This window comes from Alishewanella aestuarii B11 (assembly GCF_000280055.1).
GTDB lineage: Bacteria > Pseudomonadota > Gammaproteobacteria > Enterobacterales > Alteromonadaceae > Alishewanella > Alishewanella aestuarii.
This window is the reverse complement of record NZ_ALAB01000037.1, coordinates 12,409-29,175: the sequence shown is the minus strand read 5'-3', so window position 1 is coordinate 29,175 and position 16,767 is coordinate 12,409. Positions and strand designations below refer to the sequence as shown.

Genomic DNA, 16,767 nt, shown 5'->3' with positions numbered 1-16,767 from the left:
AGAAGTGCGCAAAAATTAACAGGGAAGCTAATATGCTAAAGAAATTAACCTTTTTGCTGCTGTTTAGCAGCGGCTCACTGAGTGCAGACTGGAATCAGGCACTTTTCGCTTACGAGCAGCAGGATTATCACGGCGCCAAACAACATTTCACTGAGTTAGTTAAAGTGGGTAATCCCCATGCGATGTTTAGCCTGGCTGCAATGCACTTCAACGGCGAGGGCACTGAGGCCAATCCATCACAGGCCGCTGCGTTATTTACATTGGCAGCAGCTTATGGCCATGCTGATGCTGCAACTTTGTCAGAGCAGCTGCGGGCTAACTTTGAGCCAGATGCCGAGCTCGCCTATCAACAGCAATTACAGCAATGGCAGCAACAGTTGGTCATTCCGGCCGGGCCCACCGAGCATCGTAGCCCCTCTGCGGCCCAAGGACTGCAACCTCTGAAACGGATTGAACCCCGCTATCCGGTAGAGGCCGCAAAACGCGGGCAGGCGGGCTATGTGAGATTGCATTATCGTATTGATGAGCAAGGTAAGGTGAATGATATCAGGGTACTGGATGCCTACCCGGAACAGCTATTTGTTAAAGCAGCGGTTAAGGCGTTAGAGGACTGGCGTTATGCTGCCGGTCAGCCAATGCTGACAACGACCGAGCTGAGTTTTACACTGGAAATCTCCGGCGTAGACCGGCTGAATATCGCAAACCTGAAACAGCTGCTGTTTCAAAGCAGGTTGTGGGATCTGGCACAAGCAGGATCGCCAGAGCATCAGTTAATGCTCAGTCGCGTGATGCGATTTATTGCGTCACAGGGTGCGTAGCACTTTATTATCGATACTGAATTGCCAATTACTACGCCAGACCTTGGGTTGCTTGAATCGAAATTACAGCTCGCCGCAGCCTTTGATACTTTGCCGCAACAGGCCCTGGTTGAGGTGGATGCTGCTGGAGTGATTATTAAAGCCGAGAGTAATGACGAGTTGCTGGGCAAGCAGTTAACCGGGGGGCGCAAAGCGGGCCATTTTCTGTTGCAGCCTCTTATAGTCAATAAAAAGACGGAAATACTGGTACAGCCCGCCCATACGGTGTCCCGTGCCTGGTCTGCGGAGTACTGGGTCGAGCAAGCGGCCAGGCATGGCCAGCGTGAGGCGCAGCGTCTTCTGGCCACAACAGATCCGAACTGGCAAACCTATCTTCTGAGCCAGCAGGATCCAGTGGTAATGGCCTGGCAGGCGACGGGGTTGTTGCCTGAGCCGAATCATTGAGGGTGTTTGATACAGTCGGTATGAAATGCGCGCCGGGAGATTAATCCCAGAGGGCTGTACTACCCTCTGAGATGATCGCCGCTAACCCTAGTAGGGATTCGTCGGGGTATAGAAGCTACTGAAGTTACCGTTAATGCCAAGACGGGTCGGGGTGACAGAGCTGCTATTGTTCAGTAGATTGTAACTGTCACCCGGTTGCAGCCGGTAGCGCAGCAAATCATGCAGGATCACCGGCTGACCACATTGCCGCTGCTGATACTGAGTTTGGCTATCAGCGCGCAGCACATAAACTTCATGCTGGCCGTCGACCGTTGTCTGGCCATTCGCCTGCACAAACAGCGAGGTGCGCTCTGACACTCCGATCACCCGGCCACTGCTACCTAAATGCGCCTGAAATACGGCTGAGCGTCCCATCCGGTCACGTTGGGCAAAATGAGTATCATTTAACGTATTGGCCAGCATTGGGATCTGCAGGAAGTTGTTACTGAATTTAATGGTGTTATGGCAGAAGTCGGTGACCACTTCCGCACTGACCGCGCCTTGCACGCCGTCCGGATTGTAGACAGTCTGACTTAAGACATGATTGCCGGCAGAGGTACCACCAACCACACCACCTTTGTTATAGACATATTGAATCGCTGCGTCGACCTTAGTACCCTGCCAGTTACTGATATAACCGCTTTGGTCACCACCGGCAATCCAGACAAATTCCGCGGTACGGATCACCCAGTCAACATAGTCGCTGTTTGCTTTTGTGCGGTTATCGACAATCAGTGTCTCGACAGAGGCAGCGTTGGTTAAGCCTTGCAGATAAGTATTATAGGCACCGGTGCCAGTGGTACGTAACACAACGATATTGCCGCCCTGAATATGGGGCGCAACACGCAGACTGAACGCGTCATCCACATCGGTACCGCCACCCATCAGTAGTGCCGCCGGTTCGCTCAGGCTAACGCAGGTGTCTGTCAGGCTGCCTACCCGGTATGCCGTTAAGCTACCAGGTTTGCTGGGTCGCGGCCCGTAGTTACAGGCAGGCGCCGGTGAGCCACCGCCGTCTCCGTTAAATTGTACCTGCAACTGATAGTTACCTGTCCCGGCATAGCGGGTTACCTTGATATAGTGGCGGCCGGCGGCGGCGGCTTTATAGGTACCGGTCTCCGGATTGCTGGCGCTTTGTCCGGATAAAATATAGCTGCCACTATCCCGGTATAAGAACCAATCAAAATCTGCATTACTGCCATGGCTTAGACTCACGGTAATATCACCGCTACTGCTGGTATCAAAGTAATACCAATCAACGTCATTGCGGCTACTGATACTGGCTTGTACCGTGACACCGGAGCATAAGGGGCCGTTAGCCGTGCTTTCGGTATTATTATTTTCAGCTTCCTGTGTCAGGCAGGCGTGCGCATGGCTACTGAATAACAGTACCAATGCACCTAGATGCATATATCTTTTCATTGTTGCTTCCTGTTTCTTGTTGTTATGAAAAAGCCCGGAGCGGGCGATAACCACACAGCAGAATGCCGGAAAGGCGTCTACCGTGTCGGTATAGGGTTAAACCGAGAGAGTTTTAGCGGTGATTTATTCGTCGAACCACTCGGATAAGTGGTAGTCAGTGGAGCAGGCATGTAGCCCCTGCCAGCGGAACGCCAGACAAGTCGCATCAGTATGATGAAGGGGCTTTGGCTGCATATCAAGATCGGTTAATAGATGTTATTTCAACTATTGACCTGAAATTGCAGCTTGTCAAGTTTCTAAAAGGCCTGCTTAAGCTGCCAATCTAGTGGGCGCCGCCAAATCGCTTAACTCTCAGGCGCCGTTTTTGGTCAGAATTCAGATATAGGCAAAGGCGTCGGCAAACATTTGCTCTCGGTGAGCGCCTTGCTCTGTGAAAGCTTCCCGCGCCACACCTGCCATCGCAAAGGGGCCGGCGATGTAAATATCGTAGGCCTCCAGCGAGACAAAATCCTGCAGTATCGCCTCGTGCACCAGACCGCTGCGGCCCTGCCAGGCAGCATTGGGTTCCTGCACGACCGGAATAAAGGAGTATTTGGCGTTGCTGGCGGCCCACTGCTGCAGCTCGGTTTGATAGTACAGCGCTTCTTCCTGCCGCACACCCCAGTATAAGAATACCGGTTTATCCTGCTTAGCGGCTGCTAAAGCCATTGCAATGCTATGCACATAAGAGAAACCGGTACCACCGGCCAGCAGGATCACTGGCCGTTCACTGTGCTCACGCCAGCCGGCATGGCCCAGACCGACCTCAACCTGAACCGCCGCCCCCTGATTAAAGGCCTGTTGCAAATGCAGCAGGGCGGCACTTGACCAATTATCGCCCGCTGGCGCGCCGATATGTAACTCCAGGTAGTCTTGTCCCGGGATACTGGCAATAGAAAACGGGCGTTTATCATCGGCAGTCAGGCAGAGCTGCAAATATTGGCCGGCAACGAAGCCCGTCGTCTGCGCCGGTTTTAGCAGCACTTTGCTGATAACCGGTGTTAGGGCTTCGATGGCAATAACCTGACAGGAAATAGCGTTCATAGGGCTCTCAAGGTTCAGGCGGCAGCTAGCCGCGGATAAAAGGGTGGTGCAGCTCTAAATCAGAGTCTGCAGTCGCCAGACAGCAATACACAAATTGCTGCTGGCGATCGGTTTCGGTTAATGGGTTAGGGTCGGCGTAACTGACACTACCACTGCGCAATTTACACACGCAACTGGTACAGACACCCTGGCGGCAGCGGTGCGGGAAATCGATACCCTGCCGCAAGGCAGCGGCGAGGATACTCTCACCTTGTGCGACCTCAAAGGTTAGTTTTGCCGGTAGGATCCGTACCTGATAGCTCATGTTTTTTGCTCTGGTAAAGTGATACCCAATGACGGCCATAAGGCATCAATGCGCTGTTTAATCGCCGGATCCATGACGATAGGCTCGCCCCACTCACGGTTAGTTTCGCCTGGCCATTTATTGGTGGCATCCATCCCCATTTTTGAACCTAAACCGGATACCGGTGACGCAAAGTCGAGATAATCAATAGGGGTATTTTCCACCAGCGTGGTATCCCGCGCCGGATCCATCCGGGTGGTCATCGCCCAGATTACATCCTTCCAGTCGCGGGCATTGATATCATCATCACAAACAATCACAAACTTGGTATACATAAACTGGCGTAGAAAGGACCAAACACCCATCATTACCCGTTTCGCATGTCCCGGATATTGCTTTTTCATCGTCACCACCGCCAGCCGGTACGAGCAGCCTTCAGGTGGCAGGTAGAAATCGGTAATTTCCGGAAATTGCTTTTGTAAAATCGGCACAAAGACTTCGTTTAGCGCCACACCCAGCACGGCAGGTTCGTCTGGTGGCCGGCCAGTATAGGTACTGTGGTAGATCGGATCTTCACGGTGGGTAATATGGGTCACGGTAAACACCGGGAAGTTATCAACCTCATTGTAGTAGCCGGTATGATCGCCATAAGGCCCCTCAGGCGCCAGTTCACCCGGCTCGATATAGCCCTCCAGCACAAATTCGGCACTGGCAGGTACCTGCAGATCGTTACTGACGCATTTCACCACTTCGGTATTATCGCCACGCAGTAAGCCGGCAAAGCCATACTCCGATAAGGTATCCGGTACCGGTGTCACGGCACCTAAAATGGTTGCCGGATCAGCGCCTAAAGCCACCGCTACCGGAAAACGCTGCCCCGGATGCGCTTTTTGCCATTCAAAAAAGTCCAGTGCACCGCCGCGATGCGATAGCCAGCGCATAATCACTTTGTTTTTACCCAGTACCTGCTGCCGGTATATGCCAAGGTTCTGCCGCTCTTTATGCGGGCCTTTAGTGACCGTTAAACCCCAGGTGATCAGCGGTGCAGCATCACCGGGCCAACAGGTCATTACCGGCAACTTTGTAAGATCCACCTGGTCACCGCTCAGAACCACTTGCTGACAAGCGGCTTTTTTTACTTGCTTGGGTGACATATTCAGCACTTGCTTAAAGATTGGCAGCTTACTAAAGGCGTCTTTTAAACCTTTTGGTGGCTCAGGTTCTTTGAGAAATGCCAGGAGTTTTCCAACTTCGCGCAGCGCCGATACCTCTTCCTGGCCCATACCCAGCGCTACCCGCTTTGGGGTACCGAAAAGATTAACCAGTACCGGGGTGTTAAAGCCTTTCGGCTTTTCAAACAGCAGCGCAGGACCCTCTCCACGCAGGGTGCGATCGGCAATTTCGGTCATCTCTAATACCGGATCCACCGGTTGACTGATCCGCACCAGTTCACCGCGCTGCTCCAGTTGTGCAATAAAGTCGCGTAAATCTTTATATTTCATCTTTGCCCTTAATGTTGTCAGCCGCAGCCTGACAAAAGCTGACCGTATTATACATTGCCAGTCATTTCCTGCCAGTTTTGGCCTGCTATGCGGCTGGGGTAAGCCAGCACGGCCTTTTATAATGTCGAAAATAAGGTGACGCGGGTTATACGATGGCGGAGCAGGAAGGGGTTATAAAATTTCAGTTAAGTTATCAGCCGATGGCACTGCCGCCGGCGGTTAACATTGCTGAAATCAATGCCTGGCGCACCCTTTGCGTGCAGCTGGGCATGCTGGGTCAGCATCCGGCACGTTATGACAACTATGGTTTTGGTAATATCAGCCAACGGCTGGGGCAGTCGGCACAGTTTATTATCAGTGGCACCCAAACCGGTGGTAAAAAGGTGTTAACAGCGGCAGACTATGCGTTAGTTAGCCAGTGTCAGCCTGAACTTAACCGTATTGAGGCACTCGGGCCCTGTAAGCCTTCCTCCGAGGCTATGACCCATGGTCAGCTGTACTTACTGGAGCAAAATATTCATTTTGTGATCCATGCACATTGCCCGGCGATCTGGCACTATGCCGATCGTCTGAATTTACCACAAACCCGGGCCGAAATTCCTTATGGTACTGTGGCCATGGCGACAGAGGTTGGCCGGCTATTTGTGGAAACCGCGGTCGTGCAGCAGCGTATTTTTACTATGGCCGGCCATGAAGACGGTGTGGTCACCTTTGGTAGTACGGCGGCCGCCGCCTTTCAGGTGCTGGCCGAGTATTATGCCCTGGCGTTACGTTTGGGTGCTGAGCCGAATATTTAAGCGGCCAGCCGAAAAACTGCCTGAAAAACAAGCGCCGGTTAGTTTTTTCTGGTAAAACTAATCAAAACGGACAGCAGAGACCCTGATAAGATGCAGTTTCCGGCAAATATTAAACAACAAACCTGCAGTGACTGCCTGAGTGGCCAGGATCTGGGCTTTCAGATCCGCATGGCGTTTCAGCCAATCATAGACTGGCATGAGAAAACCATTATTGCTTATGAGGCGCTGGTTCGTGGGCCAAATGGCGAAGGTGCCGGCTGGGTATTTCAGCATATTAACGACGATAATAAATACTATTTTGACCAGGCGTGCCGGGTAAAAGCGATCGAAACTGCGGCCAAATTGGGCTGCAAAACCTTTTTGAATATCAATTTCTTGCCCAATGCGGTTTACAACCCGGAAACCTGTATTAAGGCAACCATTGAAGCCGCCGACACCTATGGCTTTGATCTCACTAAACTGATTTTTGAAGTTACCGAAGGCGAGCAAATTCCAGATAAGGCGCATTTAAACCGAATTTTCCAAAGCTATGCCAAACGCGGCTTTCAAACCGCGATTGACGACTATGGCTCGGGTTATGCCACGCTGGATTGGTTAATAGAGTTAAAACCGCATATTCTGAAATTGGATATGCAGCTGATCCGCAATATTGAGCAGAATCCGGCCAAGCAGTTTATTGTCGAGCGTACGCTAGAGCAGTGCGAGCTGCAGGGTACCAAGGTGTTGGCTGAGGGCATTGAAAGCCGTGCTGAGTTGGACTATCTGACCTCTGTCGGTATTCGTTATTTGCAGGGCTATTATTTTGCCCGACCGGAGCTGGAAAAGCTTGCGACTTTGGCTGAGATTAACGGTCTGGCTTAAGCACTGAGCTTAGCTATAACTGTCGCAGCTCATTACACCAACAGCAAAAACAAAGGCGCCTTGCGGCGCCTTTAGCATTTACAGCTTTAAATTAGAAATTATACGCCACTCGGCCATAGAACAAGCGGCCAGAACGTCCAAACGGTGAGTAGTTCGAAAACGAGGTGGCGCCTGTGGTATTCAGATTGATTGGGAATGCATCCGGATACTGGTCAAAGATATTGTCGGCGCCAAAGGCTACCGTCCAGTTATCGTTAAACTCGTAGCGAGCTTCCAGATCAACCAGTGTTTTAGGTGTTAATACAAAGTCGGTGGCTGCAGTGGTGCCCGGCGCTAACACCTCACCATAGCGGGTAGCCTTTAAGGTCGCGCTTAAACTATCAAAGCTCCAGTTTACCGTGGCACCAATTTTATCTTTCGGTGTACCTTTCTCAAAGGTCAGCACATTCACCCGACCAAACAGGGTTGGCGCCGGATTCAGTGCGGAAAGCTGTGAGGTCGCCGGCACCGATTTCACCTTGGTTTCATTGTAGTTACCTACCAAAGTGAAGTCGAATAAGCCGAGCTTATCGGTGGGTAAGGTCCAGTTAATGACCACATCCACACCCTTGGTCTCGGTGTCGACGCCGTTAATAAAGAAGCGGCCGCCACCAATACCGATAAAGCCCTGAGAAGTCAGATACTCACGCACATTATTCTGAGTCAGGTTTTCGGATAGCACGATCCGATCATCAATATCGATACGATAACCATCGATAGTGATTGAAACTGGTCCAACACGGAATACGGTACCCAGTGAGTAGTTTACCGACTCTTCTGCATCCAGGGCTTTAGCGCCCAGCGCCTGAGCTACCGGATCATTCACCGGGAAGGTGGTAATATCAAACGGAATACCGTTGATAAAGTTGGTAGAGGTAGCCGTAAAGTTCTGTTGCTGCAGAGAAGGCGCACGGAAACCATTCTGTACTGAACCCCGCACGGCAAAGGTATCGGTAAAGTCATAACGCAGTGCTGCCTTGCCGGTCACGTTACTGCCAAAGTCGGAGTAGTCTTCGGCTCTTACCGCTACTGAGCCCAGCATATTGTCGGTCAGATTCGCTTCCAGATCGACATAAACGCCAATGGCGCGACGGGTCGCCCGTACTTCGTTAGAGGGACGGAAGCCCGGGAATACCTGAGCACCCGAAGCAGTCGGTGCACCGTTTAACAGCACGCCACCATTACGCCAGGAATCCGGTTCACCGGCGAAAATGCCGTAACGCTCACGGCGCATTTCTACACCGGTTGCCAGGTTAAGCGGCGAGGCTAAACCATCAACATTAAAGGAGCGTACACCTGACAGGTTAAATACTGCCTGGCCATAACGATAGCCACCGGCATCAAACTCGGTTTTGCTTAACGGGCCAATTGAGCGGTTCAGCGTATTCTCGATGGTAAAGGCCATGCGGTTTTGCCCCCAAACCAGCGAGCTGTCTACTGTCCATTCACCGACATCAAACTCATAACCGACCGCCGCACTGGCGTCTGTGACATCAGGGGCAATAATTGGCAGGAAGCCATCCGGATGAATTTCCGGTACGTTACGCACGTCATTCGGTGTACGGAAGAAACCGGCAGAGCGTGCTTCGCGATCCTGATAGCTCAGCCAGCCATACACCTTACCATTTTCCAGGGTTTTACCGGCATTGGCGAAAAAGGTGAACTGGTCCAGTTCCGGCTCGCCATACCAGGCATTAAAGCGATTGACCAATGCTTCACGTGGATCAAACTCGCCATTGACTCTGTTGTATTGCTGGCGGTGATCCCAGCCACCGCGCTCAGTGCGCTCTGCCTCTTTATATTCTGCCGATACCGTCAGATAGCCGTTATTACCCAGTTCAAAGCCGCGCCAGCCGCTTAACGTCAGCGTTTCTCCATCTACCCGGCTGCGGCGAAGGGTGCTGGGCGCGCTCCAGGTGGCACCGGCAACTACCGGGGTAGTGGGTACAGTGTAACTGGTATCGCGCCAGGCATAGGAGCTGGTAAAGTTACCGCCTTCACTGGCTTCGCGCAGCCGCACGTTGAGTACCCCGGCGATTGCATCTGAGCCATATTGGGCTGAGGCGCCGTCACGCAAGACTTCAACCGAATTGATAGCAGCGGTTGGAATAGTATTTAAATCCACCGCCGATGAACCACGCCCCACAGTTCCATTAACGTTAACCAGGGCTGCAGCATGCCGGCGTTTGGAGTTAACTAATACCAGAGACTGGTCTGGCCCTAAGCCACGTAAGGTTGCCGGGCGCACCGTATCGGTGCCGTCAGCCAGGCCGGGACGTGGGAAGTTAAATGAAGGTAAAGCAGTGGACAGCACCTGGTTTAGTTCAGTGGAGCCGGCGCGGGTCAGGCTTTCGGCGCTGACAACATCAATTGGCACTGCCGTATCTGATACCGAACGGCCCGCTACGCGGGTACCGGTTACTACGATTTGCTCAATACGTTCGGCCTTTTCTTCGGTTTCAGTATTGCTGCTTTGTTGAGCCAGAGCGAGTGGGCTGGAAAGCACCAGCGTCACGGCTAACGCAAGAGGATGGGGCTTGAAGCTATGCATAGGTGTTATCTCCTTGTTATATTTATTAAAGCTAGAACCTCAATAACCTGGTGTCAAACCAGTACCACAATTAAAGATAGCGTGACGTTAACTAAATTTTGCCTTAGGATAGCCATATCTTAGAGTGTACAGACTTCCAGATGTCTTTGCTACGCCACTTTGGTCGAATTGGAGCTGCAACATGAAAAAAAATACCCAGTTAATTCATGCCGGTCGTAGTAAGCAATGGACGGGCAGTGCGGTTAACCCGCCACTGGTACGCGCTTCAACCATCGTATTTGATACCATGCAGGAATTGCGTGAGGCGACGAAGCAGCGTGGTAACCGGGTACCCTATTATGGCCGGCGCGGCACCCAAACGCATTTTGCGTTTCAGGAAGCCATGTGTGAACTGGAGGGCGGCGCGGGTTGTGCACTCTATCCCTGTGGTGCCGCGGCGGTATCAGGTGCTTTACTGGCGTTTTTAAAGCAGGGCGATCACTTGTTGATGGTGGACAGTGTCTATGAACCGACCCGGGCACTGTGCGATAAGTTACTAGCTGGGCTGGGGATTGAGACTACTTATTATGACCCGCTGATCGGAGCCGGTATTGCGGCATTGATTAAACCCAATACCCGGATGATCTTTCTGGAATCGCCTGGCTCGCTGACCATGGAAGTGCAGGATATACCGGCAATTTGTGCGGTGGCGCGGGCGAGTCAAATCATTACGGTACTGGATAATACCTGGGCCTCGCCGATTTTGTGTAAGCCCTTTGAACTGGGCGTGGATATCTCAATTCAGGCGGCGACCAAGTATATTATCGGTCACTCTGATGTGATGCTTGGCACCGCCAGTGCCACTGAGCAATATTGGTCACAACTGCGCGAGCATAGCTATTTAATGGGCTACTGTGCTTCAGCCGACGATGTCTATGCTGCCAGTCGTGGCTTGCGCACCTTAGGGGTGCGGTTAAAGCAGCATGAACAAAATGCGTTGCAGGTAGCACAGTGGTTGGCACAGCGACCCGAGGTGGCGACGGTGCGGCATCCGGCCTTTGCCGATCACCCAGGTCATCAGCAATTTAAACGTGATTTTAGCGGTAGCAATGGCTTGTTTTCGTTCGTGTTGAGCCAAGGCTCATTAAAACAAGTGGAAGCCTTTATCGAAGGAATGCAGCATTTTAAAATGGGCTTTTCCTGGGGCGGCTATGAAAGCCTGATCACAGCAACCCTCAATGTGCAGACGCTGCGCCAGGCCAGCCACTGGCCCTATAGCGGGCCCTTGATCCGGCTGCATATCGGCCTGGAAGATCCAGAGGATTTAATCGACGATTTGCAGGCGGCTTTTCAGCGCTTTCATGCGGCCATATAGCATTGCATAACTATGCGATTCTGCGGCTGGCGCTGGCTGAGGCTGGCCTGCATTAGCTCATTCTAAATCTGCTCTAAAAGCCAGCAGCTTGGTTTTTTCTTATTCAGGAACTGCATAAATACTCACCGATCGGTATTTTTCAGGCAGTTTTTGCTGGCGATTTCACCACAATTCCCTACAATGCGCGCCCTCTGCAGCAGTGCCGGCACTGGTACTGCTGAGTTGTATCAGCCACTGGCTGTTTTATTCAGGAGCAAGCATGTCTGTATCGTTATCCAAAGTGAATTCTTTGCGTTTAAGTGTGGTGGCCGCTGCCGTTGCTGCAGCCAGTCCACAGTGGGTTGTGGCAGAAGAAAGCCCGCAGGCGGCAACCGAGCGCATTCAGGTTACCGGTTCGCGCATTCTGCGTGAAGGCGCTATAGCCCCGTCACCGGTAACGGTGATTTCCGGTCGTGATCTGGTGGAAACCGGCGCCATGAATATTGGTGAAGTGTTAAAAGAATTACCGTCACTGGCTGCCACTTATTCACTGGCTAACGCAGGCCGTTTTATCGGTACTGCCGGCTTAAGCTTACTGGATTTACGCGGTATGGGCGCTTCCCGTACGCTGGTGCTGGTTGATGGCCGTCGCCATGTCGCCAGCAGTGCCGGCAGTGCTGCGGTCGATACCAACAGCATTCCTACTGCCTGGTTAGACTCGGTGGAAATTATTACCGGTGGTGCCTCAGCTGTATATGGTGCCGACGCGGTAACCGGCGTAGTAAACTTTAAACTGAAAAAAGATATTCAGGGTTTCGATCTGGTGCTAAGCCGTGGTTTTGCTCAGGATAACCCGTACGATAACCATAAAGCCTTATTATCCTTTGGTACCGACTTCGCTGCGGGCCGTGGTAACTTTGCAGTAGCTGCTGAGTTTTCTGGTCAGGAAGGGATGAACGCCACTGACCGCCGGCAAACCCGCACCTCTTATATGGCTGTCGCTAACCCGGCTGACCGTGATGGTCGTGATAGCAACGGCGTCTTTATTCACGATGGTATTCCGGATCGGATCACCGTTGCTAATGCCGGTTGGTATGACAGCTCAACGGCCGGTAATTTTAAGTTAAATGGTGACTGGTACATCTTTAACCAGGACGGCAGCGTGCGCCTGCAGAACCTGGGTACCACCTATGGCAATATTGAACACTGCAGCAATTGTGAATTTTTAGATCTGCGGCAGTATCAGGATCTGCAGCCAAGCTTTAACCGCCAGAACCTGAATATGAAAGCCAATTTTGACCTGACCGACAGCATCAACCTGTTTGCCGAAGGCAAATATGTACGCAGCAAAGGCAGTAACGAAGGTCAGCCATCATTCTTTGAATATGGCTCAGCGATCCGCATTATGCGCGATAACGCCTACCTGGATGACAGCATGGCAGCGCTGATGGACGCCAATAACCTGGATTCAATCCGTATTCACCGCTTCCAGAAAGATGCTGGCCGTCGCTTTGAACAAAATACCCGTACTACATCACGCTTTGTTGCGGGTGCGCAGGGTGAGCTGTCGGCAGACTGGGGTTTTGAAGCCTATGTTACCCACGGCGAAACCAAGCTGGAGCAGGTTAACTATAACAACCTGATCCGCACTAACTTCGCCCAGTCAGTTGATGCCGTAGTTGATGCTAATGGTCGTATTGTGTGTCGTGACGCCACTGCCCGCGCCAACGGCTGTGCACCAACCAGCCTGTTTGGTGACAACGCCATTAATGATGCGGCCCGTAACTGGTTTAATACCACCTCTTACAGCCACAGCACCATCCGCCAGCAAGTGGCGAATGCCAGCGTTAACAACAGTGGTCTGTTCGAATTACCTGCCGGTATGGTCGGCTTCTCAGCCGGTGTTGAATACCGTAAAGAAGAAAGTGAATCTGTACCGGATCGCTTTGCCGCTACCGGCGCTACTTTCCTGAATTCACTGCAATATATGCGCGGTGAGTTCGATGTGAAAGAAGCCTTTACCGAAGTGTCAGTACCATTGCTCTCTGATCTGCCCCTGATCCAGGATCTGGTATTTGATGCTGCGGTGCGTTACGCCAATTACAGCACCATCGGTGATGCCACCAGCTGGAAAACCGGTCTGGACTGGAGCCTGAACGGCGAGTTCCGGATCCGTGCCACTTACTCTGAAGCGCTGCGGGCACCGAATATCAGCGAACTGTTTGGCCCGCAAAACCAAACCTTCTTCCGGGTAACAGATCCGTGCGCTACCACCGAGCGCCAGAGTCAGACGCGGGTAAACAACTGTGCGGCCATTGGTATTGCCCCGGACTTCCAGCTGAACAACCCTGCAGCGACAGTTGAAGGTTTAAACGGCGGCAACCCGGATCTGCGTGCTGAAAAATCAGATAGTTACACTGTTGGTTTTGTTTACCAGCCAGATTTTATCCGCGGCTTTAGCATGACCGTTGACTACTGGTCGATTGAAATCAATGACGCTATCGCCTCTATTTCTGCCCAAAATATTCTGAACCGCTGTGTCGATTCGGCCAGTGGCCCGAATATGCAGTTCTGTAATCTGGTACAGCGTAACCCGCAAACCCAGACACTGCGCTTAATTACCTCAGTAGTACAGAACGTGGCGGCACAAACGGCCAGCGGTATCGATTTTGAATTTGGTTATGATTTTGACGCCCTGGGCGGTCGCTTTAATACCAAGTTAATTGGTACCTGGCTGGAATCGCGTAAAACCTATTCGTTCCAGAACTTCCCGAACGAATATATTGAAAACGCCGGTGTTGCCGGTGACGCGACCTGGCAAGCTAACCTGAGCGTGAACTACCGTTACGATGCCTGGACAGCTGGCTTTAAAACCCGCTATATCGATGCGGTATCGCTGTTCACCAGCCAGTCACTGGCGCTGAACCCGGATCCAAGCGATATTATGAGTTATGGTAGTTACTTCGTAACCGATATCCGCCTGGGTTACGACTTCGCCAGCGGCGTTAAACTGGCATTCGGTGTTGATAACCTGTTTAACCGCGATCTGCCCGGTGTGGCTTTAGGCACTACCGCAGAAACCGGTCTGTACAATAATATCGGCCGTTTCTTCTACACCAGCTTCTCTTACGCGTTCTAAGCGAAGCGGTTAACGCATCCAACCCGGCCTCAGTGCCTGTCTCTTGATCACAAGTCAGCCTCAAGAGACTTTGCTAGGTCATAACCTTCAAGGATGGTTTGTAGTTTGAACCATCCTTGCCACAATACCTTGACCGAGGCCTTGCCGGTTTGTTTTGTATCTTTCCACCCACCGAGCTTTGCAAGCTCGGTATAAGCCCACTTCATCGAGGGGACGGTGTCAGGTAAGGTCCTGCTGACCCGTTTTATCCATAACAATTTCCAGGCTTTTGGCGACAGCACCTGTTCACAACTTATCTCGTCTGGTTGTTCGCGCGCAAACTTCAGCTGCACTATTCTTACAGCAATAAAGGCGCTGATGGTCACAAGCCGCTCAATGTTATCTTTACTTTGTAAGCGGGCATTCTCAATATCTGTACCATCCGTTTTCCAGGCTTTGTGATATTCTTCTACTAACCAGCGATGCTCGTAATAACGGATGATGTTCAGTGCATCTGCTTTGCTCTGGACTGGTTCGGTAGTCAGCAAATGCCAATTTAACGCGTTTTTGTCATCGGCTCGCTCTTCGCACCCGACATAATAAAGCGATAGTGATTCGCCACGCTTATTTGCCGGCACTTGCAACGTGACTGGCGCAAAGACAATGTCTACTGTTGCTGTACGTGCTTTACGTCCACCTTTTTGCGCTATATGGATTTGCTTTTGTCCGGCGCTTTCAAGACCTGCAGCATAGTCGTAGAGCTTCTGTTCAGACTGCTCAATATGGCGACTCTGCATGGAACGAACCACGAAGCGATGTTGCTTTGAGAGCTTATACTGCAAGTACTCATAGATATCAGCTTCGCGGTCGCAGACGGATATCACATCGGCCATTTTAGTGCCTAATCGTGCCGATAGATTGACCGAAGCAGACTGCCACTTGAAGCTTTCTTTCTCTTCATAAGGTGTTTGTGTTCGCACATGTTTCTTTCCGCGCGTGCTGATATCCCGTGTCCAGCGGGATTGTTCAATTAATCCAACAAGCTCTTGTTGCTCAGGAGCGAATAACAAAACGCTGTGCGCAAGTATGCCCCGATAGTTATTTCCTTGATTGACATGACCAAGCTCATCTCGCACGGAACGATGGCTGTAAGTGATGGCAGTGGTATCCTCTAAAGCCAGTAATAAATTATGTTTGGCGGCTTGCGCTGCTGTGACCAGATAGCCTGCTTTTGCTATCGCGTCAGCATTGACGTGCTCATTACGGATAAAACGATAAGCGCCTTCCATATCGGCGGGGGATTGTGTAATAGACACGAATGGCTTTCCTGGATCGTTTGCTAAGGTTTCCGCTAACTTTACCAGACGTGTGGTTCGGCGGGGATCCCCTAAGTCGGCCTGACCAAAAGTACTTTTTGCCCATTGTGCATTGTTCATCAGTATTCACCTTTAGATTAAGTGAAAGATCTGATCGGAAAGCGTGCGGAGAGTTCAAAAAATCCCCCAGTAAAAACCGGGGGATTTGTGTATAAGAGACAGGCCTCAGTGCCGGGTTTTTTGTTGTCTAATTATTTAACGCTGTTTTTATATTCTAAGTACTCGGCATATCGCTCAGGGTAGTGCGTTTCGACATAGCTATCGATGGCCAACAGCGGTAGTTGTTTTGCGGCTATTGCAAAGTAGCGCAGAAACTTTGTGTCTTGAGCTAAGTCTTCGTTATTCCAATTAGCAATTACAATATGAAAGCGGGCCCGGGCCAGCGCTTCAAGCCCCAGCTCCTCGCCTAGTATCGCTGAGGCAAACACCAGGGCTGTCAGCGCATCCCTGACTTGTTGATCTTCAATTAATAAGGCTTGAGAGTAAGGATTCGCTGCGTTGAAACTAAAATCTGGCTGCTGGTAGCGTATAGCCTGTTCTGCATCAGTCACGGCTTTAACAAAACTCAGTACTCTTAGGGCTGACGCATTTAATTCTGTTCCTGAATGAGGCGCGATAATTTGCTGATTATGTTGATTAAACAGCCAGCTCGCAAAGTCTAAAGCATTGTAATTGGCGGCGAATCTGAGCTCCTCAACACCTGGGTAGCCTTGCTCACTGAGGATGGATGACTGCTGTAACTCAGCTGTGCTAAGTAACCCAAAAAGTAATTGATGCAGGTTATCCAGTAAATCACCTTCTACCGGACTCACTAGTGGTAGCTCATCGACACTATATTGTTCTGCGGACGCAACCGTTTGCATGCGGGACAAAGGCGCGTCACTACTGCTTGCTGCAACGAGCTGTTGCTCTGGCGGCAGCACACGCTGTGGCGCTGGCTTGGGTGTGAGCACGAGATATCCGGCAAAACCAAGTAGCACAAAGACAATCAAAAGCAGAGCCTTGCTATAAGTCATATGAAATTCCTTTTCTCAGTGGCAGTAATTTAGCAGCAAAATACCGCTTGTACCATCCGATTACACCTCATCCAATACTCACGCC

At 51.3% G+C, this 16,767-nt stretch carries 13 protein-coding genes; 6 read left to right on the top strand and 7 right to left on the bottom strand.

Translation table 11 applies throughout. The features are described 5' to 3' along the window. Positions 1 to 32 precede the first annotated feature (32 nt). Together AEST_RS16850 and AEST_RS13855 are read left to right on the top strand one after the other, a co-directional pair. Positions 33 to 818 (top strand): energy transducer TonB, encoded by a 786-nt coding sequence (locus AEST_RS16850; protein WP_008609780.1) that lies wholly within the window; start codon positions 33 to 35, stop codon positions 816 to 818. A 48-nt stretch (positions 819 to 866) separates the two neighbouring features. After that, on the top strand, positions 867 to 1,262 hold the full coding sequence (locus AEST_RS13855; RefSeq protein ID WP_008609779.1) for a hypothetical protein: 396 nt from the start codon (positions 867 to 869) through the stop codon (positions 1,260 to 1,262). 87 nt (positions 1,263 to 1,349) lie between these two features. Here AEST_RS13855 and AEST_RS13850 read toward each other — a convergent pair whose 3' ends face one another. The 4 genes from AEST_RS13850 to ubiD all read right to left on the bottom strand — a co-directional run bounded on the left by AEST_RS13850 (position 1,350) and on the right by ubiD (position 5,591). Continuing rightward, positions 1,350 to 2,723 (bottom strand): pre-peptidase C-terminal domain-containing protein, encoded by a 1,374-nt coding sequence (locus tag AEST_RS13850; protein WP_008609778.1) that lies wholly within the window; start codon positions 2,721 to 2,723, stop codon positions 1,350 to 1,352. A 375-nt stretch (positions 2,724 to 3,098) separates the two neighbouring features. Beyond that, positions 3,099 to 3,806, bottom strand: coding sequence for an NAD(P)H-flavin reductase (gene fre / locus AEST_RS13845; protein WP_008609777.1), 708 nt, complete (start codon positions 3,804 to 3,806; stop codon positions 3,099 to 3,101). A gap of 25 nt (positions 3,807 to 3,831) precedes the next feature. Continuing rightward, positions 3,832 to 4,110 (bottom strand): 2Fe-2S iron-sulfur cluster-binding protein, encoded by a 279-nt coding sequence (locus tag AEST_RS13840; RefSeq protein WP_008609776.1) that lies wholly within the window; start codon positions 4,108 to 4,110, stop codon positions 3,832 to 3,834. Next, a complete protein-coding gene (gene ubiD / locus AEST_RS13835) occupies positions 4,107 to 5,591 on the bottom strand; it encodes a 4-hydroxy-3-polyprenylbenzoate decarboxylase (protein WP_008609775.1) in 1,485 nt (494 codons plus the stop codon). Before ubiD ends, AEST_RS13840 begins: the two co-directional genes overlap by 4 nt. Positions 5,592 to 5,743: 152 nt before the next feature. Between ubiD and AEST_RS13830 the strand changes: the two genes are divergently transcribed. Both AEST_RS13830 and AEST_RS13825 read left to right on the top strand, forming a co-directional pair. Further along, positions 5,744 to 6,388 carry a class II aldolase/adducin family protein gene (locus AEST_RS13830; protein ID WP_008609774.1) on the top strand — a complete coding sequence of 215 codons (645 nt, stop codon included), beginning with the start codon at positions 5,744 to 5,746 and terminating at the stop codon, positions 6,386 to 6,388. Between the two features lie 90 nt (positions 6,389 to 6,478). Further along, entirely contained in the window at positions 6,479 to 7,249 is a 771-nt protein-coding gene (locus tag AEST_RS13825; RefSeq protein ID WP_008609773.1) for an EAL domain-containing protein, read from the top strand. A 91-nt stretch (positions 7,250 to 7,340) separates the two neighbouring features. Here AEST_RS13825 and AEST_RS13820 read toward each other — a convergent pair whose 3' ends face one another. Continuing rightward, positions 7,341 to 9,839 (bottom strand): TonB-dependent receptor plug domain-containing protein, encoded by a 2,499-nt coding sequence (locus tag AEST_RS13820; protein ID WP_008609772.1) that lies wholly within the window; start codon positions 9,837 to 9,839, stop codon positions 7,341 to 7,343. Between the two features lie 181 nt (positions 9,840 to 10,020). On the opposite strand from AEST_RS13820, the gene AEST_RS13815 reads away from it, so the two are divergent. Both AEST_RS13815 and AEST_RS13810 read left to right on the top strand, forming a co-directional pair. Next, positions 10,021 to 11,193 carry a cystathionine beta-lyase gene (locus AEST_RS13815; RefSeq protein ID WP_008609771.1) on the top strand — a complete coding sequence of 391 codons (1,173 nt, stop codon included), beginning with the start codon at positions 10,021 to 10,023 and terminating at the stop codon, positions 11,191 to 11,193. A 259-nt stretch (positions 11,194 to 11,452) separates the two neighbouring features. Continuing rightward, the gene (locus AEST_RS13810) at positions 11,453 to 14,311 is read left to right on the top strand and encodes a TonB-dependent receptor domain-containing protein (RefSeq protein WP_008609770.1); all 2,859 of its coding nucleotides are present in this window, start codon (positions 11,453 to 11,455) and stop codon (positions 14,309 to 14,311) included. Positions 14,312 to 14,358: 47 nt separating this feature from the next. On the opposite strand, the gene AEST_RS13805 is transcribed toward AEST_RS13810, so the two are convergent. Beyond that, positions 14,359 to 15,726, bottom strand: a complete 1,368-nt coding sequence (locus tag AEST_RS13805; RefSeq protein ID WP_008608766.1) for an IS4 family transposase — start codon at positions 15,724 to 15,726, stop codon at positions 14,359 to 14,361. A gap of 131 nt (positions 15,727 to 15,857) precedes the next feature. Continuing rightward, entirely contained in the window at positions 15,858 to 16,682 is an 825-nt protein-coding gene (locus AEST_RS13800; RefSeq protein ID WP_008609769.1) for a hypothetical protein, read from the bottom strand. Between the last annotated feature and the right edge of the window lie 85 nt (positions 16,683 to 16,767).